A 20,548-nucleotide genomic window follows, 5' to 3' on the forward strand; every position below is an offset into this window, starting at 1 on the left:
CGCAGTGTTGCCACCTGCGCGATGCCGATTGCGGCATCGCGTCTTGGCGAAGATTCCGCCTCAAGGTGCGGGCTTGCACCCGGTCAACCGGCAAACCCGCCGGCATCGAGAAACTGCTGTTCTTCGGCGGTGGTCTCGCGCCCCAGCACCGTATTGCGATGCGGAAAACGGCCGAAGCGCTGGATGATCTGCTCATGCTCCGCCGCCCAGCGCGTGTTCTCCGCATCGTCCAGTGCAGCGATCAGTTGCATGGCACGTGCCTGCTCCCGCGACGCTTCTGCGTGACCGAACGGCAGATAGAAAAACAGCCGCAATTGTGGCGAGACCTGTTGATCGAACCCCTGTTCCAGCGCCTGCTTGGCATAACGCAACGCCAGCCCGTCGGTGGCATAGGCGTGCGCACTGCCCCGGAACGCATTACGTGGAAACTGATCCAGCAGGATCAGCAATGCCAGCGCATCTTCGGCACGCGCCATCCAATGTGCATAGTCCCCCCGCGCGGCGGCAAAATGCTGCTCGCTAAAGTGCTGGCGAACGTTGGCATCGAACGCATCGTTTTGCGTGAACCAGCGCGCGAAGCCGGCCAGTTCCCAGAAAGCCAGCACCACATCGGCCTGTTTGTTGCGCTCGGTTTTGGCAATCATCGACATTCCCCCTGACGAATACGGCACAGCATGCACCTGCGCATGTGATGAGCCCGCCGCTCCCGAACGTCCAGCACTTGGCAAGCGCGGCGCCGGCGGCTAGGTTTGCGGCCTACGCTTTCGTTTCACCGGGGAAATCCATGCGTTCCATCCTGTTCGCCGCCCTTGGCGCGGCGCTGCTGTGCGGGCCTGCGTCTGCGGCATCGCGGTTTGTGCAAGACCCCTACCCCAGCACCTACCGCGCGCTTGCGTCCGGTCCGGTGCTGATCCAGCACGCCACGGTCCTCACCGGCACCGGCGAGCGGCTGGACGATGCCGATGTACTGCTGCGCGACGGCAAGGTGGCCGCGGTGGGCCGCGCACTCGAAGCACCCGCCGATGCGCGCCGCATCGATGGCACCGGCAAGTGGGTCACACCCGGCATCATCGACGTGCACTCGCATCTGGGCGTCTACCCCAGCCCCGGCGTCAGCGCGCACAGCGATGGCAACGAGATGACCGCACCGGTGACGCCCAACGTCTGGGCCGAGCACTCGATCTGGCCGCAGGACCCGGGTTTCGGCACCGCGCTGGCCGGCGGCATCACTTCGCTGCAGATCCTGCCTGGCTCGGCCAACCTGATCGGCGGGCGCGGCGTCACGCTCAAGAACGTGGCCTCCACCACCTACCAGGGCATGAAGTTTCCCGGCGCGCCGTGGGGCCTGAAGATGGCCTGCGGCGAAAATCCCAAGCGCGTCTACGGCGAAAAGGGCGGCCCCGCCACCCGCATGGGCAACGTGGCCGGCTACCGCGCCGCGTTCATCGATGCGGCAGAGTATCTGCAGAAAAACGCACCGAAGAAGAAGACCGAGAAGAAGCGCCATTGGTGGAGCAAAGGCGGCGACAACGACAGCAGCGGCGATGCAGGTGGCAAGCGCGACCTGAAACTCGACACGCTGGCCGGCGCCATCAACGGCGATATCCGCGTGCACATCCACTGCTACCGCGCCGATGAAATGGCGACCATGCTCGACCTGTCCAAGGAATTCGGCTTCCACATCGCCGCCTTCCATCACGGCGTGGAGGCCTACAAGCTGGCCGACCGGCTGGCGCAGGAAAACGTCTGCGGTGCACTGTGGGCCGATTGGTGGGGTTTCAAGATGGAGGCCTTCGACGGCATCCAGGAGAATATTGCCATGGTCGACCGCCCGGCCAACAGCTGCGCCATCGTGCATTCGGATTCGGAAGAAGGCATTCAGCGGTTGAACCAGGAAGCCGCCAAGGTGATCGCCAACGCAAGCCGCAGCGGCACCGAGATTGCGCCCGAGCGCGCCATCCGCTGGCTCACCAGCAACGCCGCCAAGGCGCTCGGGATCGAGAAACAGACCGGTGCGCTGGAGCCGGGCAAGATGGGCGATGTGGTGGTGTGGAACGGCAATCCTTTCAGTTCTTACGCCTTGGCCGAACAGGTCTACATCGACGGTGCGCAGGTCTACGACCGGCATAACCGCGCACTGCAACCGGTGTCGGACTTCATGCTGGGCCAGGAGGTGGCACGATGAGCCGCGCCTGGTTCGCACGCCCGGGTCTGCGCGCGTTGGCCGCGCTGGCGATGGTCGCACTGGCCGCACCTGCAGCCGCACAGCAGGTGCTGATCCGCGATGCCACCGTGCACACAGCTACCGCGCAGGGCACGCTGCAACACACCGACGTGCTGGTACAGAACGGGGTGATCCGCGCGATTGGCAGCAACCTGGCCGCGCCTGCCGATGGCCGCGTGATCGACGCCAGGGGGCGCCCGCTGACGCCGGCCTTGTTCGGCGGCATCACCGAGATCGGCATCGAAGAAGTGTCAGGCGAAGACAGCACCGTGGACAGCGGCATCAAGCTGGCCGAGCAGCCGATGCGTCCCGAGTTCGACGTCACCCTGGCCTATAACCCCGATTCGGTGCTGGTGCCGGTGGCGCGTGTGGAGGGCATCGGCTTCACCGCGCTGGGCGCCACCACCAGCGGCGCCTTCATCGCAGGACAAGGCGGCATCGTGCGGCTGGACGGCAGCCCGGATCCGGTCGGGCCGCATGCGTTGTTCCTCCGCATCGGCGCGGCGGCGTCCGATCTCACCGGCAGCTCGCGTGCGGCGCAATGGATGCTGCTCGATCAGCTGGTGGCCGAAGCGCGCGGCCGCGTGCCGGCCGATTCGCCGCATGCCTTGCTGACCCCGATGGGCCGCAGCGTGCTGGCCAAGTATCTGGCCGGGCAAGGCCGCATCGTGGTGCAGGTGGAACGCGCCGCCGACATCCGCCAACTGCTGCGCTGGGCACAGCGCGAGAAGGTGCGCATCGCCATCGCAGGTGGCGCCGAAGCCTGGAAGCTGGCGCCGCAACTGGCGCAGGGCAAGGTGCCGGTGCTGGTCAACGCATTGGCCGATCTACCGGCCACCTTTGATCAGATCGGCGCCACGCTGGAAAATGCCGCGCGCCTGCGCGCGGCCGGTGTGGAGGTCAGCTTCACCCAGAGCGGGGATGCCTCGCACAACGCGCGCAAGCTGCGTCAGCTGGCTGGCAATGCGGTAGCCAATGGGCTGCCGTGGGAATCCGGCCTGGCCGGGCTGACCCGCGTGCCCGCAGAGATCTTCGGCGTGGCCGATCGTATCGGCAGTATTGCGGTGGGCAAGCAGGCCGATCTGGTGCTGTGGGAAGGCGACCCGCTGGATGTGGCGCATTACGCCGAGCAGGTATGGCTGGGCGGGCGCGAGATGCCGATGCGCTCGCGCCAGACCGAACTGCGCGACCGCTACCTGAAGCAGGCTGGACCGCTACCGCGTGCGTATCTGAAATAGAGCAGCCAACGCGCTGTGCGGCCGCCACGCCAGCGCCGCCGGCGCTGCGAATCGACATGTTCCGCTCGTACACTGCGATTCTTCCGCGCCGGCCGTGCTTCGCTTAGGACTGCCCGTTCCCTTCAGCTGCTCGAGCGTGCTGTCTGCGTCGGTGCAAGCGTGTATCGCACGGGATTCGCCAGCCCATGCGCGCGTATGCATGGGCATGGGCATGGGCCTGCGCATCCATTATCGCCGGCAGCGTGCCGGTATCACTCGCAAGGATTGCCGATGCGGCTGCCATGTCGCCTGCTGTCATCCATCATCGCTGCCTCCCTGGAATTGCTGCCGCTGTCGGGCATGGCGCAATCGGGATGGATCAACGCCCAGGGCGAGTCGGTTGCAGAATCGCCCAGCCGCAAGACCGTGCAGGACATGGGCGCCAGCCTGCTGCTGACTCCGGATACGGACTGGCAACAGAAGTGGAACACGCCCAGCGACACCGTCCCGCACTTCACCGAGGCCGACCATGTCGCTACGGGCGACACGCTGTTTGTGCTGATCTTCCTGTCCAACCCGGGGCTGGATGCGCAACGACGCGCCGATGTGGTGTGCAGCATCCGCGTCATCGACCCCACCGGCCACGCCGCGCAGGACACCGTCGATGCGCCCTGCCTGCAGACGGAAATCGGAGGCGACCCGCGCCATGTCTATCTGGCCCAGGTCAGCCTGGCGGTGCGTGCGGAGGCGAGCGACCCGCCCGGGCGCTGGCAGGTGCAGGTCACGGTCAACGACCGGCGGCGCGGCATCCGCATTCCGCTTGTCAGCAGCTTCACCATGGGCCGCCAGCGGCAGCCCGCAAAGACGCCATGAACACGCTGCCGTTGCGTGCGCGGGCGGGCTACTTGCTGATCGCCGTTGCGCTGTTGCTGATCGAAGTGGCGATCGCTGCCGGATGGATCGGCGGTGCGTGGGTGCGCGGCAGCCTGGGCGATGTGCTCGCCGTGGCGCTGGTCTATTGTGGCCTGCGTGGCGTGTTTGGCTGTCCGCCGGGGTGGGCCTGCATGTTGGCAATCGGCATCGGCTGCGCGATCGAAGGCTTGCAGGCCATCCATCTGGCCGACCGCCTTGGCCTGCGTCCCGGCAGTGCGGCCTACATCGCGCTCGGCAACACTGCAACGCTGCATGATGTGCTGATGTATGCCCTCGGCGGCGTTGCGGCTGTCGGCTGCGATGTGTTGTTGCGGCCTCGGCAACATGCGACACCCGCAGCGCCATTGAGCGATTGATCATGTTTTTCCTGGACTTCCATGACGACCCTTCTGTCTTCGACCAGTGTTCGCTGGGCTGCCATTGCCACCCTGTTTGCGCTGAGCGCATGCGAGCGCAATCGCGCACCAGCATCGCCATCGCCCGCCGCAGCGATCGCAGCCTCTGCAACAACACCTGCTCGTGTAGCACTGACGCTGCACTGCCCCGATCTGGACGATGCAGTGCCTGAGGCCGCTGCCATTACCGCCGGCGCGGGCGATCGCGTGCGGCGCGTAGACGCGCATCGGCTGGAAGTGACAACCGATGTGGGCACGCAGGTGTTCGCCGACAGCCCGCCCTACGATGAGCCGCTGGACGGCGCCGAGTACCGCTATTGCGATCGCGGCGATGCGTACGTGTTGCTGCATCACCGCGATGGCGACAGTTTTGCCGGCGTGCTGATCGACATCCGCAGCGGCAGGCAGCTTCCCGGTGGGATCGAAGTGGTGATCGCGCCGGATCGCAGCCGCTATCTGGCCGTGACACAAAGCGACGGCATGGACGGCGAGCAGTGGCGTGTCCTGGATTTCAACAAGCGCCCATTGATCTCCACCACCAGCATGCTGCTTAGCCAGGATGGCGCCACCGGTATCGCCGAATTGAGCGCACCGACGTGGTTCGGCACGCAGTTGCAGGCCACCGCCACCTGCCTGAGCGACGACACCCAGCGCTGGCAAGTCCGCCTGACCAACGCGCAAGGCGCATGGAACTGGCAGCCGCGGCGCGCATGCGACGCCACCGACGCGGCCCAGTGAGATGATGTTTGCAGGCGGCGGATTGCGCTCGATTCAGCGCGTGGTGCTGCGCCAGGCGCCGGCCAATCTGCAGCGCGGACTCGAAGCAGTGGGCGGGCGTCTGATCCTCACTGCCGACACACTGTTGTTCCAGCCGCACGCGTTCAATGTGCAAACGCGTTCGCTTGCCGTTCCACTGAGCGCAATCGTGTCGCTGCAGCCGCGCTGGACACGGCTGTTCGGGCTGCTGCCGGTGGCGCCGACCTCATTGGCCGTGCAGTTGGACAACGGCGACGCACATCGCTTCGTCATTGGCAAACGGGACCAATGGATCGCTGCCATAGCCAGCGCACGTGACGCGCTCAGCCAAGCTGGGCAACCTTGAACAGCTGCGACCAGACGCAGCCATCGCGATCATGCATCAACGCCTGCGCCCGTCTCCAGGCCGCAATGCAAGCGTAAACCGCAGTCAGATTCGTGGCTTAAGTTGGAACCAGGTGCACGCTCCGCATCTTCGGCAGTCGCAGCACAGGTTGCGTCCGTCTAGCATCGCGCAGCGACATCTCGCCCACGTCCTTCCCTCAATTAAGAGCGGCTAACAAAACGCAGCGAGCAGCCGTGAGATGGGTGGACGCGCGGAGAAACCGGAGTGTACGAGTGGTACGTACCGCACCGAGCACCCGCCCCGCCCGCCTGGCAGTGAGCACAGCGGTGTTGGTAGCGGCGCCAAGGAACTGAACATGCTCCACTTCACCTTGCGCATGCTGGTATGTGCGCTGTGTCTTTACGGCGGCGTCAGCACACCGGCCATGGCAGCTTTTGGATTCACCCGCAGCGGCGACCGTGTGGTGGTGGACACCGGCGCCGAACTGATGTTTTCGATCAACGCCAACAACGGCGACATCGTGTCGATGCGCTACCGCGACAACGAGTTGCAGACCACCGAATCCAAGGGATCGCATGTCGCCTCGGGCCTGGGTAGCGCCAGCGTCGAAGCGCGCGTGGTGGGCGGGGCAGTCGTGGTGTCGGCCAGGGCCGGCGATCTGACCCAGTACTACATCGCACGCAAGGGCCGCAATGCGATCTACATGGCCACGTATGCACCGACACGACTGCCGGTAGGCGAGCTGCGCTTCATCGCGCGCCTGAACGTCGCCAAGTTGCCCACCGCGCAGCAGGAGCCCGACTCCAATGTCGGTACTGCGATCGAAGCCGAAGACGTGTTTCTGCTGCCGGACGGGCGCACTAGCTCCAAGTTCTATTCGGCGCGCCGCATGATCGACGACCAGGTACATGGCGTCAGTGGCTCGGCGGTTGCGGTGTTCATGCTGATGGGCGACCGCGAGCATAGTTCCGGCGGGCCGTTCTTCAAGGACATTGCCACGCAAAAAACCCGCGTGACACATGAGCTCTACAACTACATGTATTCCGATCACACCCAGACCGAAGCGTTTCGCGGTGGCCTGCATGGTGTCTACGGTCTGTTGTTTACCGATGGCGGTGCACCGAACCGTGCGCAGCTGAGCACCGACTTTGTGGATGCCACACTGGGTTTGAGCGGCTATCTGGCGAGTAGCGGGCGTGGCAAGGTGAGCGGGCGGGTTAGCGGGGTGTTGTCCGGCCAACCGGCCGTGGTCGGCTTGCGCAGCGACCAGGCGCAGTACTGGGCCACTGCCAACGGCAGCGGCGATTATCGGATTTCCAGCGTGCGCCCGGGCCGCTACCGCATGACGCTGTACCAGAACGAGCTGGAAGTGGCGCAACGCGATGTCGACGTAGTTGCCAATGCCACCGCACAGGCGATGTTGCAGGCCACGGCGTTGCCGGGCACGGTGAAATGGCAGATCGGTGTGCCCGACGGCACGCCGGCCGGATTTCGCCATGCCGACCTGCTACCGCGTGCGCATCCTTCCGACACACGCATGCGCTGGGCGCCAGTCACCTACACTGTAGGATCGAGCAGCCAGACAAATTTTCCGGCCGTGCAGTGGCGCAGCGTCAATACGCCCACCCGCATCGACTTCACCCTGGCATTCAATGCGCTCCGCAACTATCGCCTGCGGATTTTCGTGCCGCTGGCGCAGGCCAGTGCCCGCCCGCAGATCGCCGTCAACGCACGCTGGAATGGCCCGCTTCCTGCCGCACCCAACCAGCCCAAGACGCGCGGCATTATCCGTGGCACCACGCGTGGCAACAACACGCTGTACGAGGTGGACATTCCCGCCTCGGCGCTGCAGGCCGGCAGCAACCGCATCGAGATCGGGCTTGCATCGGGATCGCCCGACAACGGTTACCTCAGCCCGGCGGTCGTGTTCGACAGCGTCCAGTTGGTAGCGCTTTAACTCCATCGCACACGGGAAAGAGCGGCATGGCCGCCACTGTGCGAACGCACGTGCAATGGTGGCCGTGGTTTGGCATTGCCATCATTCGCTGCGGGTGCTCAGGCGTTGTGCGCAAATATCACGCTTACAACCATGCACACAGCAACCATGCGATCACACCTCGCATCGATGGCGAGTGACGCAGTTACTTGGCCGCAATCGACCTGGTGAGCGATACCATCCTCATCAGAGAGAGATGACTGCTGGAGCAACCATCGCTGCCGCTTAGCGCCTGCAATCTGGTCAAAACGCTTTGACGTCAGGAGGGAGGTTGCCTTTGGCCGCAAGCGCATTGCCGTTGCCGGCGCTGCCATGCCGAACGCAGATGGGGGCGTACACGTGGGTGTTCGATGCAGCGCAGTTCAGCGGTCGTGGCCATCAAGCAACACCGTGCAGACCGTCACTGACACACCGCCTGCATGGACCGACCACTGCGCTGTCGGTCCATGCATGGCTCATCAGGTGCGCTTACTTGGCATCCATCGTGGCGCTGACCTTGGCCCAGCCATTGCCGCGTACCACTTCAAATCCCGCTTCGGCCGCGTGCAGGTACATGCTGTTGTTGTAGCGGCCATCCTTGGAGCGGTTGTTCTGTAGCCACGTCAAGAACGGCTTGGCATCGATATTGAGATTGCCGCTGGTCTTGAGCGTCGGCTGGCCGGCGGTGCCGGTCGGGATGAAGGTGTACACGTAATAGCCGGCACCGGAGTTGAAGCCTTCCCACAGATCGAAGGTGCGCCCGCCTGCAGTGATCACCTTGGTGGCGGTGACCGTGCCGATCGGCCAGGAGTTATGGTCGCCCCAGATCATCACCTCCAGTTGCGGGTTGCCCTTTGCGGTATCCCAGCGGAAGAAGATGTCGTAGGCAAAATCGCCCGCCAGGTTGGTGCCGCCGGCGCTGTAGTTGAACTTGAACGGGAGCGAGGAAATCGAGGAAATCTGCTTGGGGAACAGCGTGTCGCTGGTGGGATTCCAGTCGTAATGCCAGCCGCGCACGATCGCCGGATACCCGTAAAGGTTGTAGTCGGCAAAGTTGAAGGTCACCGTCAGCTCGGGCGTGCTCCCGGTGCCGAAGGTGCCCTGGATGATGTTGTTGGGATCGTTGAAGTTGTTGACCCACGCGTAGTGGTTGCCAAAGATCTTGTACGGCCCGGCCAGTGCCGCCGGTGCCAGCGCCACCAGGCCGACGGCCAGCGCGGCCTTCCACCAGCGCGATGCGCGCCGCCGTGTGCTGGGCGCCTGCGCACCGGTCTGGGTGAAGGTATTGGATAGGGTGGTATGCATTGGACTCTCCATGGTGTTCAGCGCGGGAGCACCGTTGCGATGCCCCGGGACCGCACTGTGGCGGTTGCGGCCGACCCTAGCAGCGGCGCTGCGGCTGGAGCTATAGCGATTCCAGCAAGGCAGCCCTGCCAAGCGCGATAGCGGGCGCTACCTGGCAGGCCGAGCGTGTCCTGGTCCTCAGTTCATACCCAACTTCCTGGCGATCCGGCATGTACTGCTCAGCTATGCGCTATCGGCACCGTACGCCAATTGTGCAGAGCCACATGGTCGTGTGTTCACATCGCGATGCGACACCGGAGGCTGCGCTGGTCGGCTGCTGCCTTGTCCTACGTGCGGGGCAATGGCTCCCGGTCCAACCGGACCGCCATGCCGGGTGCACCCTGTGCAATCTCTAGACTCCGGCGCGCAATCACCCCGAACATCGTGACTCACCGCCCTTCGATCGACAGCGTTGGTGCCGCTAGCCATCCCCGCCACGAGTGTTCCGACCGCTGGCTCTACGCGCGGCAGCGGTTTTGCGATAGCGTTCGCAATTGGATACGACGCAATAGCCGGAGGGGGCGACGATGCGCATCGGAATCGTGGTGGACAGTGCGTGCGATTTGCCGCAGGACTTCATCCAATGCAACAACGTGATCGTGCTGCCGATCAGCGTCCGTATCGGCGAGGCCGTGCTGGCCGATCATCGCGATGAAGAAGCCACATTGAGTTTTCTGCAGGCGCATGTGGCCGAGCGCGGACACGAGGCAGAGACCACACCGTTTTCGGTCAACCAGATCCGCGATCTGTTTCTGCAGCGCCTGGTCATCGATTACGACCACGTGTTCTGCCTGACCATCTCCAAGCTGCGCAGCCAGATCTACCACAACGCCATGCAGGCCAGCTTCGCGATCCTCAACGACTACAAGCCGATCCGTCAGGCTGCAGGTCACAGCTCGCCATTCGCATTGCGCGTAATCGATACCTTGAACCTGTTTGCCGGCCAGGGCGTCACCGCAGTGGAAGCGGTGCGCCTGCGCGACCAGGGCCAGGGCGTGGCGGCGATTCGCACCCGGCTGGAGCAGCTGGCCGAGCACACGTATGGCTACATGATTCCGCGCGATCTGTATTACCTGCGCGCACGTGCCCGCACCAAGGGCGATCGCAGCGTGGGGCTGATCGGCGCGGCGCTGGGCAGCGCGCTGGATATCAAACCGGTGCTGCGCGCGTATCGCGGCGTTACCGAACCGGTGGCCAAGCTCAAGGGCTTCGAGCCGTCGGCCGAGAAACTGTTCGGCTTCACCGTGCGCAAGCTCCGCGAAGGACTGATGACGCCCACCGTGTGCGTGGGCTATGGCGGCGAGCTGGCCGAGCTGCATGCCCTGCCCGGTTATGCCGCGCTGCAGGCCGCCTGCCAGAGCCATGGCGTGCAATTGTTCGAAAGCGTGATGAGCCTGACCGGCATGGTCAACGTGGGCAAGGGCGCGCTGGCGGTGGCCTTCGCCGCTGAACCGCACAAGTTTTCCGCCTGAAGCCAGCACGTGGCGGCGCATGGCCTTCGACGGCGTTCTCACCCGTTCTCGGCTAGTGTGCCGCCGTCATTCAACGGAGTGTATCCATGCCTGTGAGCTACTCGATCAGCCTGCCCGACCCCAAGCTGGCCCGCGGCAGCGCGCCATCGGTCAGCTTCACCGCCAACGGTGCCGAGGCGTTTGCCGAACAGTTGCAGGCGGCGCTACGCGACCCGGCCTGGTTTGGCCGCTGGCGCCAGCTGCAGGCCGACCCGGACGAAGTGGACCCCGCGCTAGGCATCACCGATCCATCGGCAACCGTCAGCGGCAAGCAGGACGATCTGCGCATCGACCTGGTCGCCACTACCAGCATCCCGGGCGACCTGTTCAAGCAACGCATGCAGGCTCTGGCCGGCCACCACTGGCAGATGCGCGACGTGCGTTGACCATGTGCATCAGATAAGCACACAGGCTGCGCCGCAACAGCGCTAGGTCCGGTCAGTCAGAGGCTTCGCGCCATGCTCAAGCCCCTCTCCCATTGGGAGAGGGGCTGCGGCGAAGCAGCAGGTGCCCCTCTCTGCACCGAGCGCCGCCCGCACCCTGATCTGCCCCTCCAGGGCACCTTCTCCCGAGGGAAAGAGGGGGCTACGTGCTAAGCGGCAGCAAGTGGCTCGTGCAACCCATGCTGCATGGAGGCGCACACGTCTACAGCGAGTGCATTCCAGCGCTGGCTCGCTTGCAACCGCAACACGACACACTTATCCCCGCAACGCCTTGGCGTGATGCGCAATATGCTCGCCAATGAAGCTGGCAATGAAGTAATAGCTATGGTCGTACCCGGGCTGCATGCGTACGATCACCGGGTACGCCGCTGCCTTCGCAGCATCTTCGAACAACCTGGTTTTCAGCTGATTTTCCAGGAATTCGTCTGCCCCGCCCTGATCGATCAACAGCGGCAAACGTTCTTGCGCCTGCGCGATCAACGCGGTGGCGTCATACGCCTTCCAGCTGTTGCGATCGTCGCCCAGATACTGCCCGAACGCTTTCTCGCCCCATGGCACCTGGCTGGGTGCCACGATCGGCGAAAACGCCGACACGCTGCGATAGCGCCCCGGGTTCTTCAGGGCGATGGTCAACGCACCGTGCCCGCCCATCGAGTGTCCGCTAATCGCGCGCGCACCGGTGGTGGCAAAGTGCGCTTCGATCAGCGCCGGTAGTTCGTTCACCACATAGTCGTACATGCGGTAATGCGCCGCCCACGGCTGCTGCGTGGCATCGACGTAGAAACCGGCACCCTTGCCGATGTCATAGCCCTCCGCGTCGGCCACCTCGTCGCCACGCGGGCTGGTATCCGGCGCTACCAAGATCACGCCGTGCTCGGCGGCATAGCGCTGTGCGCCGGCCTTGCTGATGAAGTTCTGCTCGGTGCAGGTCAGGCCGCTGAGCCAGTACAGCACCGGTAGTGGGCCATCGGCGGCCTGCGGTGGCAGATAGACGCCCACCTGCATGGCGCAACCCAGGCTCTGCGATTGATGCCGATACACATCCTGCCAGCCGCCAAAACAGGCACGGTGTTCGATACGTTCCATGAAAATTCCTTGCGAGGAGAAAAACCCTGCGGACCGATTGCCGGCCGCAGGGTTGGACCATCAGTGCAACAAGCCTTTCTTGCGTGCCACCTGAGTAGACAAGGCATCCATCAATGCCGGCGACAGGCAGTCGTAGGGCGTCAAGCCCAGTTCGTTGAGACGCGCGCGCACGCCATCCATCTGCTCCGGCGGGGTGCCGGTTTCGATGATGGACGAAACGAATGCGGCAAAACCCGGTGCCGACCACCCCTGCTGCTTGGATAGCTCGGAGTGCACAAAATCCAGGCCGTAAAACGCATGCTCCTTGTTTTCGATCCGGCCGAACAGATGCACACCGCAGCCTGTGCAGGCATGCCGCTGGATCGTCGCGCTTTCATCGACGATCTTCAGCTTCTCTTCGTGCGCCGTCACCTTGACGTTGTCGCGTGACACTACTGCCACCACGGAGAACTTCGCGCCCTCCGGCTTCCAGCACTTGCTGCAGCCGCAGGCGTGGTTGTGCGCGGTCTGCGCAGACACGTCCACGGTCACCTTGTCGGTGGCGCAGTGGCACTCGAGGGTTCCCCCTTGAAAGTTCTCCGCACCACCTCGCGCAACGCCACCATCTACTGAAGGATGAATCGACACGTTAGCCATCATGCCCCTCCCGGGGTCTCGGTCCCACGTGCGCGGAAGCGGCCGCGCGCCGCTCCTGGCCGTGCGGTCAGAAATGAATCACGGTGCGGATCGACTTGCCCTCATGCATCAGGTCGAAGGCTTCGTTGATCTCTTCCAGCGGCATGGTGTGGGTGATGAACGGATCCAGGTCGATCTCGCCCTTCATCGACTGCTCCACCATGCCAGGCAATTGCGTGCGCCCCTTGACGCCACCGAAGGCACTGCCGCGCCACACGCGGCCGGTGACCAACTGGAAGGGGCGGGTGCTGATTTCCTGGCCGGCACCGGCCACGCCGATGATGACGCTCTCGCCCCAGCCCTTGTGGCAGCACTCCAGCGCCGAACGCATTACGTTGACGTTGCCGATGCACTCGAAGCTGAAATCCACGCCACCATCAGTCAACTCGACGATCACTTCCTGGATCGGCTTGTCGTAGTCCTTGGGGTTGATGCAGTCGGTGGCGCCCATGCTGCGCGCCAGGTCGAACTTGCCCGGGTTGGTATCGATGGCGAGGATGCGCCCGGCCTTGGCCTGCACCGCACCCTGGATGACCGCCAGCCCGATCCCGCCCAAGCCGAACACCGCCACGCTTTCGCCCGGTTTGACCTTGGCGGTGTTGTGCACCGCACCGATGCCGGTGGTGACGCCGCAGCCGAGCAGGCAGACCTTTTCCAGCGGCGCTTCGGGATTGACCACCGCCAGCGAGATTTCCGGCACCACGGTGTATTCGCTGAAGGTGCTGCAGCCCATGTAGTGGTAGATCGGCTCGCCGTTATAGGAAAAGCGCGTGGTGCCGTCGGGCATCAAGCCCTTGCCCTGGGTGGCGCGCACGGCCTGGCACAGGTTGGTCTTGCCCGACAGACAGAATTTGCACTTGCGGCATTCGGCCGTGTACAGCGGGATGACGTGGTCGCCGACCTTGACGCTGGTCACGCCCTCGCCGATCTGCTCGACGATGCCGCCGCCTTCGTGCCCCAGCACCGACGGGAAGATGCCTTCTGGATCGTCACCGGACAGCGTGAAGGCATCGGTATGGCACACACCGGTATGGGTGATACGGACCAGCACTTCGCCGGCCTTTGGCGGTGCGACGTCGATCTCGACGATTTCCAGCGGCTTGCCGGGTCCGAATGCAACTGCTGCACGGGATTTCATGGATGAGCGCTCCTGACGAAGATGTACGAGGACGGGAACGGCACACGCCGCCCCGGTGGGAGTTCATTTGAGATAGGACCGGACAAGGCCAAGCAATTCCTGAACCCGTTCGGCGCGTTGCGCATCGGACGCGGCGGCATGTCCGAAATCTTCCCGGATATGCGCTTCAAGCACCTGCGACATCAGCCCATTGACTGCTCCCCGGATCGCGGCGATCTGCTGTAGCACCGGGGCGCAGTCTGCGCCCGACGCGAGCGCACGCTCAAGTGCATCGCACTGTCCGCGCAATCGTCGCACCCGCGCCAGGGCGCGCTTCTTCTCCAAAGGCGAATGCGGCATGCCGTCCCCCCAACCCAAAATACTGGGGGGCAGTATAGGCATCTGTGTAAAAAAAGCGATGCCGACCAGGTCGCAGCGACCAAGGCGTGTCGTTTTCGACAGAAGGTGACCGGCTTCACAGCAGTGGCATGTGGCCTTTACGCGCTACTCCAGACAGTGCCGCGACGGCCCAGCTGCTGCATTGCCGCAAGCGATTTGCGCAGCTTGGCGTGCGCGCGACTACCGGCTGGGTGATTCGCTCTGGTCCTGCTTGAACTGCTGGCAGGCGGCGTGAAATCGCTTCAACGTGGGTGAAAAGAACTTCTCGCGATGCGTGATCACAAAGAACCGCCGGGTCAGTCGCGGCAACCCGCCGGTCAGCGGCGTCAATTTTTTGGTCGCAATCAGCCCCTCCACCACCCACCGCGACAGGCAACTCACACCCAAGCCTTGCACCACCATGTTCTTGATCGCTTCAGAGCTACCGATCTGCCGCGTATCGGACAACACATGCAGATGCCGCAGCAGCAACTGCTCCACTTCTTCACGCGTACCGGAGCCTGGCTCGCGCAACAGCCAGTCGGCGTCACGCAAATCGGCCAGCGTGACCTTGGCCTGCTTGGCCAACGGATGCCGGCGACCGACCACCACCAACAACTCGTCCACGAGCCAGGGCTCGGCATGCAGCTCCGGCAGATGGCAGGGACCTTCGATCAGCCCCATATCCAGCTCGAAGTTGGCCACCTTGCGCGCGATCGCGCTGCTGTTGGCACTTTCCATGTCCACACGCAGCGCTGGCGCCTGCTTGCGTAGCGCACGCAGCACCAATGGCAGCACATGGTTGCCGATCGTTGTGCTGCAGCCGATCTTCAAACGCGCCATAGAAGCGATAGCGCCTGGTTGGAAACCCGCCTCGATCTCCTGTGCGCCATCGAGCAGCTTGCGCGCCTGCGGCAACAGCGCCATACCGACATCATTGAGCACCAGACGTTTGCCGACGCGATCGAACAATTGCGTCGCCAACGCCTGTTCCAGTTCGTTGAGCGCTGCACTGGTCGCCGATTGCGACAACGCTACCGCAAGCCCTGCGCTGGTGGTGCTGCCATGATGGGCGATGGCGCAAAAGATCTGAAGTTGCCGCAATGTCAGGCGCACGAATCTACCGGTTTTACAAGTATGCAATACCAATATTGCCCGTTTACAGCTATGCGCTTTCGCTCGACACTGTTGCCACTGTCTTGCTCACACGTCGCCTGCTGCCATGTCCATTGCACCTGCACTGACCTTTGCCCAGAGGCTGCGCCCGTTCAAGGCGTTGTCCGGCCCGCGCGAGGTCATCCGACAGTTCACCCCGAACTGGTTCGCGGCCACCATGGGCACCGGCATTCTCGCGCTGGCGCTCGCTCAACTGCCGTGGCGCGCTCCAGGCTTGGTGGCGGCCGGCGAGCGCCTCTGGATATGTAACGTTGCGCTGTTTGCCGTCTTCGCGCTGCTGTACGCCGCGCGGTGGGCGCTGTACTTCGACCAAGCCAGACGGATCTTCGCGCATGCCAGCGCCTCGATGTTCCTGGGCACCATCCCGATGGGGCTGGCGACCGTCATCAATGGTCTGTTGCTGTACGGCGTGCCCCGCTGGGGCAGCGCCGTGCTGCCGCTGGCAGAAACCTTGTGGTGGGTGGACGTCGCAATGGCATTGGCCTGCGGGGTGGGCGTGCCGTATCTGATGTTCACCCGGCAACAGCACCGCATCGAACAGATGACCGCCGTGTGGCTGTTGCCGGTGGTGGCGGCCGAAGTGGCAGCGGCCAGCGGCGGCCTGCTGGCTCCGCACCTTGCCGATGCGGGCATGCGGTTCGCGGTGCTGATCGCCAGCTATGCGTTGTGGGCGTATTCGGTGCCGGTGGCGATGAGCATCCTGGTCATCTTGCTGCTGCGCATGGCCTTGCATCAGTTGCCGCCAGCCAGCATGGCAGCATCGAGCTGGTTGTCGCTTGGCCCGATCGCGACCGGTGCGCTGGGTATGCTGGCGATGGGGGCCGACGCCCCGGCGATCTTCGCCGCACATGGGCTGGCCGATCTTGGACAGATCGCAGCGGGCATCGGCGTGATCGGCGGCCTGCTGTTCTGGGGGCTGGGCGCCTGGTGGCTACTGCTGTCGGTGCTGATCACCGCACGCTACTTCCGTGCCGAGGTGCCATTCAATCTGGGCTGGTGGGGCTTTACCTTCCCGCTTGGTGTCTACGCGCTGGCCACCTTGAAACTTGGCGCGCTGCTGCAGCTGATGTTCTTTAGCACTCTAGGCGTCGCGCTGGTAGCAGTGCTTGGCGTGGTCTGGGCAGTTGTCGCGACCAAGACGCTGGCCGGTGCATATCGCGGCCATCTGTTCGTATCTCCCTGCATTGCGGAGATCCAAAGCGGGCCACCACGCGTTGAGGCGTGAAGCAGTGGCGCTTGATCGGCGCGCGGCCATTGGATTCCACCCCTGCCTTCCACGCAGGCGGCTACTAATGGATCGTGCATCGCATGCATTCGACGCCGTCACTTCGCGTACTGAGCAAGCCTAGTAGCGCGCCAGCCGGATCAACCACGGGGTGAATCACACCACCTCTGACGTTGCACTTGCGGAGGCAACGCCGACCTGAAATTGCGTTCGTCGAAGTAGCCTCGCCACAACGGTCCGCAGCGGGCATACCGTCATGCACAGCAGCAAGCGCTAATAGACGCGCAAATCTCTTATCCGTCAACCACGACCGGCGCAATGTCAACAGCGGTTTGCGGTGTGTGGTCCGGTAGCGAAGCGAGTACCGCACCACGGAAGCGCGCTGCAAACGCGGCGTCGTTGGCCTGATAGAACGCACGCGCATTGGCCGACAGCGCATCCAGCGCGTCCTGCGGCATGGCAAGCGCGGTTTCCACCGCCTGCGCAATTCCCGCTGCATCCACGTAATAGTAGGAGGCCAGCCGCCGCTGGCGCACGTCGGCCACCGGAATCAGCACGCCATGCTCCGGCTTGACCAATTCGTTCATCGGCTCGCCATCGGTGGCCAACGTCACCGCCCCCACGCTCAGCGCTTCCATCAGGTAGTGCCCGAAACCTTCGGCTTCGGAGGGACAGATGTGAAAGAGATGCGCGTTTTGCAGCCGACGTAATTCCGCATCGTCGAGATAGCGCACGCGGTGGTCGATATTCGCCGCCACCACCGGCTTGCCGGCCGTGCGCGGATTCTGCACCACCGTCAACAGCGGCCACTCTGGATGCTGCTTCCAGGTTTCTAGCAGCACGCGGGTGCCCTTGGCGGTGCTGCGCCCGGCCAGATGAAAAAAGGCGCGCTGGCGCGGCACCTGGGCATCGTAGCGATCCGGGCTGGTAAACCCGATGAAGCGCGTGGTGCAGCCCAGCCGCTGGAAGATCCGCTCGGCATGGTGGGTCTTGCACAGCACCGCGTCGAATTTCGGCAGCAGCGGTAGCCATTTGGGCAGCAACCATTCCGGATTGGGCACCAGCAGGTTGATCTGCCCAAGCGGCAGGCAGCGCGCGTACACCCGTTCGGAAAAGATCTGCAGCGGCACCCGACCGAACAGCGCGCGACTGGCCCACAGGCGCACCTCGCGCCCGGTGTCCTGCAACCGCTGGCTGGTGAACCCCAGCTCCTGTACGGGCACCCCACCGGCGCGCAGGGTCTGCGCCATCAGTATCATGTCGCGGGTCAGGCCCACGCCGTTGTCGCGGCTGATGACCCGCATCATCGGAAACGCCCTGTCATGCACCCACCCGCCATCGGGCTGGCGCGGCGCCGAAGCGATGGCGTCCTGTGTGATGTCCCGTCCCGTCATGTTGCTGTGCACGTGTGCCAATGATTGACAAATTTGATCATTATGATGCCTGTTCCAGCCTTGCACCTGCGAGCACCATGTATCCGGTAGCCACCACCCTGCGCGGTCCAATCTCCGCGCCACCGACGATGACCTCCATGGATATGCAACAACCCCGCGTTCTTGTGGTCGACGACGACCCGGACCTGCGCAAGCTGATCGGCGAGTTTCTGAGCACCCACGGTTACCAGGTGGACGTTGCCGAGAACGTGGCGGACATGCGCACGCGCATGGCACAGCATCGCCCGGACCTCATCGTACTCGACGTGATGATGCCGGGAGAAGATGGACTGAGCGCGGCACGTGCCCTGGCTAGCGAACGCGGTTCGCCGGCAGTCATCATGCTCAGTGCACTGGGCAACGATACCGACCGCATCATTGGCCTGGAGGTGGGCGCCGATGACTACCTGGCCAAGCCCTGCAACCCGCGCGAACTGCTGGCACGGGTGCGCGCCCTGCTGCGCCGCAGCCAGGCCAGCAACGAGCAGGCCGACCAGCGCGGAAACGTCTACGAATTCGCCGGCTGGCGTCTGGATGTGGTGCGCCGCGACCTGCGCGACCCGACCGGCATCTTCATCAACCTCTCCGATGGCGAGTTCGCCCTGCTGCGCACCTTCGTCGAGCATCCGCAGCGCGTGCTCAGCCGCGACCAGTTGCTGGAATATGCGCGCGGCCGCGATACCGACGTCTACGACCGGGCCATCGACAGCCAGATCAGCCGCCTGCGCCGCAAGATCAATGAGCGGGTCCATACCGAGTTGATTCGCACCGTACGTAACGAAGGCTACATGTTGCTGCCAAGCGTCTCGCGTCTGTGAGCAAAGCGGCACGTCGCGGACTGTCGATTTTTGCCCGCACGTTCGTCCTGCTGGCGGTGGCCCTGCTCACCGCCCAGGTCATTGGCATCGCCCTGCTGGTGATGCGGACCCCGGTCTACGAGCCGCCGGTGCATCCGCCGGAAGTGGTGGCGCTGCTGTCCACGCGCATGCCCGCCGGTACCCAGACCCTGAAGGTCCACGACGGCACGCAGGCGCCGTCCGCACCGCCCGGCCACGTGCGCGATGCCTTTGCGGAAATGCTGCTGGCGCATTGGCTAGACGTGGACGCGCAACGCGTGCGGTTTTATCGCAGTGCCGACGACCGCGAAAGCCCGCGGCTTGCCGCTAATCGGCCGCGGCGACTGCACGCAAATGACGCAGGAAGCGATGGCCGGCAACGGACGGCGCCCGAATGGACGCCCGCGGACCCGTCGTTCGGAGACGCGCCGCGCCCGGAGCAGGCACCGGACGATTGGGAAAGCGAACGTCTGACGCCCGGCGTGCCGCTGCTGGATGGTTTTACCGCCGCGCTGCAACAACCCGATGGCCGCTGGCGGACGGTGGAATCGCCGCGGCGGCGGCTATCGGCCGAATTCAAGACCCATATCGTGCTGCTGTTTCTGGCCGGTCTGCTGGCCAATGTACCGCTGGCCTGGTGGTTCTCTCGCGCGCTGTCGGCACCGATCAAGCGCTTTGCCGAAGCCGCCGACCGGCTGGGTCGCAATCCCCACGCGGCCGCACTGCAACGTAGCGGCCCGCCGGAAATCGTTCGCGCCGCAGATTCGTTCAATGCGATGCAAGCGCGCCTGAACCGACTGATCAACGAGCGCACCCACATGGTGGCAGCCATCGCGCACGACCTGCGCACCCCGCTGGCGCGGTTGTCGTTTCGACTGGACGACCTGCAACCGCCGCTGCGTGAAAAGGCGCTGGCCGATATCGACGAAATGAAGGCGATGATTTCTGCGGCGCTGGATTTCATCCAGAACGATCGCCATCGCGGCGAACGCGCGCCGCTGGACCTGCGCCTGCTGGTGGAGAGCGTGGTCGACAACGCCACCGATATCGGCGCCGACGCGGTGCTGCTGCCCGGCCCGACCATCACCCTGGACGGCGACCCGCTGGCATTGCGGCGTGCCGTGATGAATCTGCTCGAAAACGCCTTGAAATACGGCAAATGCGCGCGCTTGCAGCTCACCCGCGATGGCGAAGATGGTGTGCTGTGGATCGACGACGAGGGCCCCGGCATCGACCCGACTCAGCGCGAACAACTGCTACTGCCGTTCGTGCGCGGCGAATCTTCGCGCAACCGTGGCACCGGTGGCATCGGCCTGGGCTTGTCGGTAGCACATAGCATCGTGCTGGCGCATGGCGGCGACCTGCGCCTGGACAACCGCGCCCACGGCGGGCTGCGCGTGACTGTGCGCCTGCCGTGCATGCCGGAGCGGCGCTGAGCGAGACCGGAAGCGGCGGGGACCGGAGCAGGACGCACGGCG

General features: G+C 64.3%; 20 protein-coding genes and 1 other RNA gene. 12 read left to right on the plus strand and 9 right to left on the minus strand.

The features are described from left to right. Positions 1-83: 83 nt before the first annotated feature. Positions 84-650 (minus strand): DUF924 family protein, encoded by a 567-nt coding sequence (locus tag BJD12_RS08500; RefSeq protein ID WP_005993118.1) that lies wholly within the window; start codon positions 648-650, stop codon positions 84-86. Positions 651-784: 134 nt separating this feature from the next. Here BJD12_RS08500 and BJD12_RS08505 point away from each other — a divergent pair, with 134 nt between their 5' ends. The 6 genes from BJD12_RS08505 to BJD12_RS08530 all read left to right on the plus strand — a co-directional run bounded on the left by BJD12_RS08505 (position 785) and on the right by BJD12_RS08530 (position 5,871). Beyond that, positions 785-2,185 carry an amidohydrolase gene (locus BJD12_RS08505; RefSeq protein ID WP_042828085.1) on the plus strand — a complete coding sequence of 467 codons (1,401 nt, stop codon included), beginning with the start codon at positions 785-787 and terminating at the stop codon, positions 2,183-2,185. Beyond that, positions 2,182-3,462, plus strand: a complete 1,281-nt coding sequence (locus tag BJD12_RS08510; RefSeq protein ID WP_005993114.1) for an amidohydrolase family protein — start codon at positions 2,182-2,184, stop codon at positions 3,460-3,462. The genes BJD12_RS08505 and BJD12_RS08510 overlap by 4 nt, the downstream gene beginning before the upstream one ends. A 270-nt stretch (positions 3,463-3,732) precedes the next feature. Beyond that, positions 3,733-4,314 (plus strand): hypothetical protein, encoded by a 582-nt coding sequence (locus BJD12_RS08515; RefSeq protein WP_005993113.1) that lies wholly within the window; start codon positions 3,733-3,735, stop codon positions 4,312-4,314. Next, positions 4,311-4,730 (plus strand): ribosomal maturation YjgA family protein, encoded by a 420-nt coding sequence (locus BJD12_RS08520; RefSeq protein ID WP_005993111.1) that lies wholly within the window; start codon positions 4,311-4,313, stop codon positions 4,728-4,730. The genes BJD12_RS08515 and BJD12_RS08520 overlap by 4 nt, the downstream gene beginning before the upstream one ends. A gap of 21 nt (positions 4,731-4,751) precedes the next feature. Next, positions 4,752-5,507 carry a hypothetical protein gene (locus tag BJD12_RS08525; protein ID WP_229003647.1) on the plus strand — a complete coding sequence of 252 codons (756 nt, stop codon included), beginning with the start codon at positions 4,752-4,754 and terminating at the stop codon, positions 5,505-5,507. 22 nt (positions 5,508-5,529) lie between these two features. Continuing rightward, a complete protein-coding gene (locus BJD12_RS08530; protein WP_080553090.1) occupies positions 5,530-5,871 on the plus strand; it encodes a hypothetical protein in 342 nt (113 codons plus the stop codon). A gap of 208 nt (positions 5,872-6,079) precedes the next feature. Here BJD12_RS08530 and BJD12_RS08535 read toward each other — a convergent pair. Beyond that, a non-coding RNA gene (locus BJD12_RS08535) (sX9 sRNA) lies at positions 6,080-6,152 on the minus strand. Positions 6,153-6,226: 74 nt separating this feature from the next. On the opposite strand from BJD12_RS08535, the gene BJD12_RS08540 reads away from it, so the two are divergent. Continuing rightward, positions 6,227-7,828: a rhamnogalacturonan lyase B N-terminal domain-containing protein gene (locus BJD12_RS08540; RefSeq protein WP_005993105.1), complete on the plus strand. Its 1,602-nt coding sequence runs from the start codon at positions 6,227-6,229 to the stop codon at positions 7,826-7,828. Between the two features lie 507 nt (positions 7,829-8,335). Here BJD12_RS08540 and BJD12_RS08545 read toward each other — a convergent pair. Continuing rightward, positions 8,336-9,151, minus strand: coding sequence for a GH12 family glycosyl hydrolase domain-containing protein (locus BJD12_RS08545; RefSeq protein WP_005993103.1), 816 nt, complete (start codon positions 9,149-9,151; stop codon positions 8,336-8,338). A gap of 566 nt (positions 9,152-9,717) precedes the next feature. Here BJD12_RS08545 and BJD12_RS08550 point away from each other — a divergent pair. After that, complete coding sequence (locus BJD12_RS08550; RefSeq protein WP_005993102.1) at positions 9,718-10,662, plus strand: DegV family protein; 945 nt, start codon at positions 9,718-9,720, stop codon at positions 10,660-10,662. Between the two features lie 86 nt (positions 10,663-10,748). Beyond that, a complete protein-coding gene (locus BJD12_RS08555; protein WP_005993101.1) occupies positions 10,749-11,087 on the plus strand; it encodes a hypothetical protein in 339 nt (112 codons plus the stop codon). Between the two features lie 312 nt (positions 11,088-11,399). On the opposite strand, the gene fghA is transcribed toward BJD12_RS08555, so the two are convergent. From fghA to BJD12_RS08580, 5 genes are all read right to left on the minus strand, one after another. After that, positions 11,400-12,230: an S-formylglutathione hydrolase gene (gene fghA, locus BJD12_RS08560; protein WP_039421602.1), complete on the minus strand. Its 831-nt coding sequence runs from the start codon at positions 12,228-12,230 to the stop codon at positions 11,400-11,402. A 60-nt stretch (positions 12,231-12,290) separates the two neighbouring features. Beyond that, positions 12,291-12,866, minus strand: coding sequence for an S-(hydroxymethyl)glutathione synthase (gene gfa / locus BJD12_RS08565; protein WP_042828087.1), 576 nt, complete (start codon positions 12,864-12,866; stop codon positions 12,291-12,293). Between the two features lie 67 nt (positions 12,867-12,933). Further along, positions 12,934-14,043, minus strand: a complete 1,110-nt coding sequence (locus BJD12_RS08570; protein WP_005993098.1) for an S-(hydroxymethyl)glutathione dehydrogenase/class III alcohol dehydrogenase — start codon at positions 14,041-14,043, stop codon at positions 12,934-12,936. A 63-nt stretch (positions 14,044-14,106) separates the two neighbouring features. Next, positions 14,107-14,382, minus strand: a complete 276-nt coding sequence (locus tag BJD12_RS08575) for a metal/formaldehyde-sensitive transcriptional repressor (RefSeq protein ID WP_074052815.1) — start codon at positions 14,380-14,382, stop codon at positions 14,107-14,109. A gap of 219 nt (positions 14,383-14,601) precedes the next feature. After that, entirely contained in the window at positions 14,602-15,516 is a 915-nt protein-coding gene (locus BJD12_RS08580) for a LysR family transcriptional regulator (protein ID WP_005993096.1), read from the minus strand. A 106-nt stretch (positions 15,517-15,622) separates the two neighbouring features. Here BJD12_RS08580 and BJD12_RS08585 point away from each other — a divergent pair, with 106 nt between their 5' ends. Further along, on the plus strand, positions 15,623-16,801 hold the full coding sequence (locus BJD12_RS08585; protein WP_005993095.1) for a TDT family transporter: 1,179 nt from the start codon (positions 15,623-15,625) through the stop codon (positions 16,799-16,801). A 293-nt stretch (positions 16,802-17,094) separates the two neighbouring features. Here BJD12_RS08585 and BJD12_RS08590 read toward each other — a convergent pair whose 3' ends face one another. Then, positions 17,095-18,195: a glycosyltransferase gene (locus BJD12_RS08590; RefSeq protein WP_005993094.1), complete on the minus strand. Its 1,101-nt coding sequence runs from the start codon at positions 18,193-18,195 to the stop codon at positions 17,095-17,097. Positions 18,196-18,332: 137 nt separating this feature from the next. On the opposite strand from BJD12_RS08590, the gene BJD12_RS08595 reads away from it, so the two are divergent. Together BJD12_RS08595 and BJD12_RS08600 are read left to right on the plus strand one after the other, a co-directional pair. Continuing rightward, positions 18,333-19,052, plus strand: a complete 720-nt coding sequence (locus BJD12_RS08595) for a response regulator (RefSeq protein ID WP_074052817.1) — start codon at positions 18,333-18,335, stop codon at positions 19,050-19,052. Further along, positions 19,049-20,506, plus strand: coding sequence for an ATP-binding protein (locus BJD12_RS08600; protein ID WP_005993092.1), 1,458 nt, complete (start codon positions 19,049-19,051; stop codon positions 20,504-20,506). Before BJD12_RS08595 ends, BJD12_RS08600 begins: the two co-directional genes overlap by 4 nt. The last annotated feature ends 42 nt before the right edge of the window (positions 20,507-20,548 follow it).

The sequence above is a fragment of the Xanthomonas vesicatoria ATCC 35937 genome, from assembly GCF_001908725.1.
In the GTDB taxonomy this organism is placed as follows: Bacteria; Pseudomonadota; Gammaproteobacteria; order Xanthomonadales; family Xanthomonadaceae; genus Xanthomonas; species Xanthomonas vesicatoria.

Excerpts from the sequence above, each read along its gene's own strand:
- BJD12_RS08500 (WP_005993118.1), bottom strand. The coding sequence starts at position 650 with ATGTCGATGATTGCCAAAACCGAGCGCAACAAACAGGCCGATGTGGTG.
- BJD12_RS08505 (WP_042828085.1), top strand. The coding sequence starts at position 785 with ATGCGTTCCATCCTGTTCGCCGCCCTTGGCGCGGCGCTGCTGTGCGGG.
- BJD12_RS08510 (WP_005993114.1), top strand. The coding sequence starts at position 2,182 with ATGAGCCGCGCCTGGTTCGCACGCCCGGGTCTGCGCGCGTTGGCCGCG.
- BJD12_RS08515 (WP_005993113.1), top strand. The coding sequence starts at position 3,733 with ATGCGGCTGCCATGTCGCCTGCTGTCATCCATCATCGCTGCCTCCCTG.
- BJD12_RS08520 (WP_005993111.1), top strand. The coding sequence starts at position 4,311 with ATGAACACGCTGCCGTTGCGTGCGCGGGCGGGCTACTTGCTGATCGCC.
- BJD12_RS08525 (WP_229003647.1), top strand. The coding sequence starts at position 4,752 with ATGACGACCCTTCTGTCTTCGACCAGTGTTCGCTGGGCTGCCATTGCC.
- BJD12_RS08540 (WP_005993105.1), top strand. The coding sequence starts at position 6,227 with ATGCTCCACTTCACCTTGCGCATGCTGGTATGTGCGCTGTGTCTTTAC.
- BJD12_RS08545 (WP_005993103.1), bottom strand. The coding sequence starts at position 9,151 with ATGCATACCACCCTATCCAATACCTTCACCCAGACCGGTGCGCAGGCG.
- BJD12_RS08550 (WP_005993102.1), top strand. The coding sequence starts at position 9,718 with ATGCGCATCGGAATCGTGGTGGACAGTGCGTGCGATTTGCCGCAGGAC.
- BJD12_RS08555 (WP_005993101.1), top strand. The coding sequence starts at position 10,749 with ATGCCTGTGAGCTACTCGATCAGCCTGCCCGACCCCAAGCTGGCCCGC.
- fghA (WP_039421602.1), bottom strand. The coding sequence starts at position 12,230 with ATGGAACGTATCGAACACCGTGCCTGTTTTGGCGGCTGGCAGGATGTG.
- gfa (WP_042828087.1), bottom strand. The coding sequence starts at position 12,866 with ATGGCTAACGTGTCGATTCATCCTTCAGTAGATGGTGGCGTTGCGCGA.
- BJD12_RS08570 (WP_005993098.1), bottom strand. The coding sequence starts at position 14,043 with ATGAAATCCCGTGCAGCAGTTGCATTCGGACCCGGCAAGCCGCTGGAA.
- BJD12_RS08575 (WP_074052815.1), bottom strand. The coding sequence starts at position 14,382 with ATGCCGCATTCGCCTTTGGAGAAGAAGCGCGCCCTGGCGCGGGTGCGA.
- BJD12_RS08585 (WP_005993095.1), top strand. The coding sequence starts at position 15,623 with ATGTCCATTGCACCTGCACTGACCTTTGCCCAGAGGCTGCGCCCGTTC.
- BJD12_RS08590 (WP_005993094.1), bottom strand. The coding sequence starts at position 18,195 with ATGACGGGACGGGACATCACACAGGACGCCATCGCTTCGGCGCCGCGC.
- BJD12_RS08595 (WP_074052817.1), top strand. The coding sequence starts at position 18,333 with ATGGATATGCAACAACCCCGCGTTCTTGTGGTCGACGACGACCCGGAC.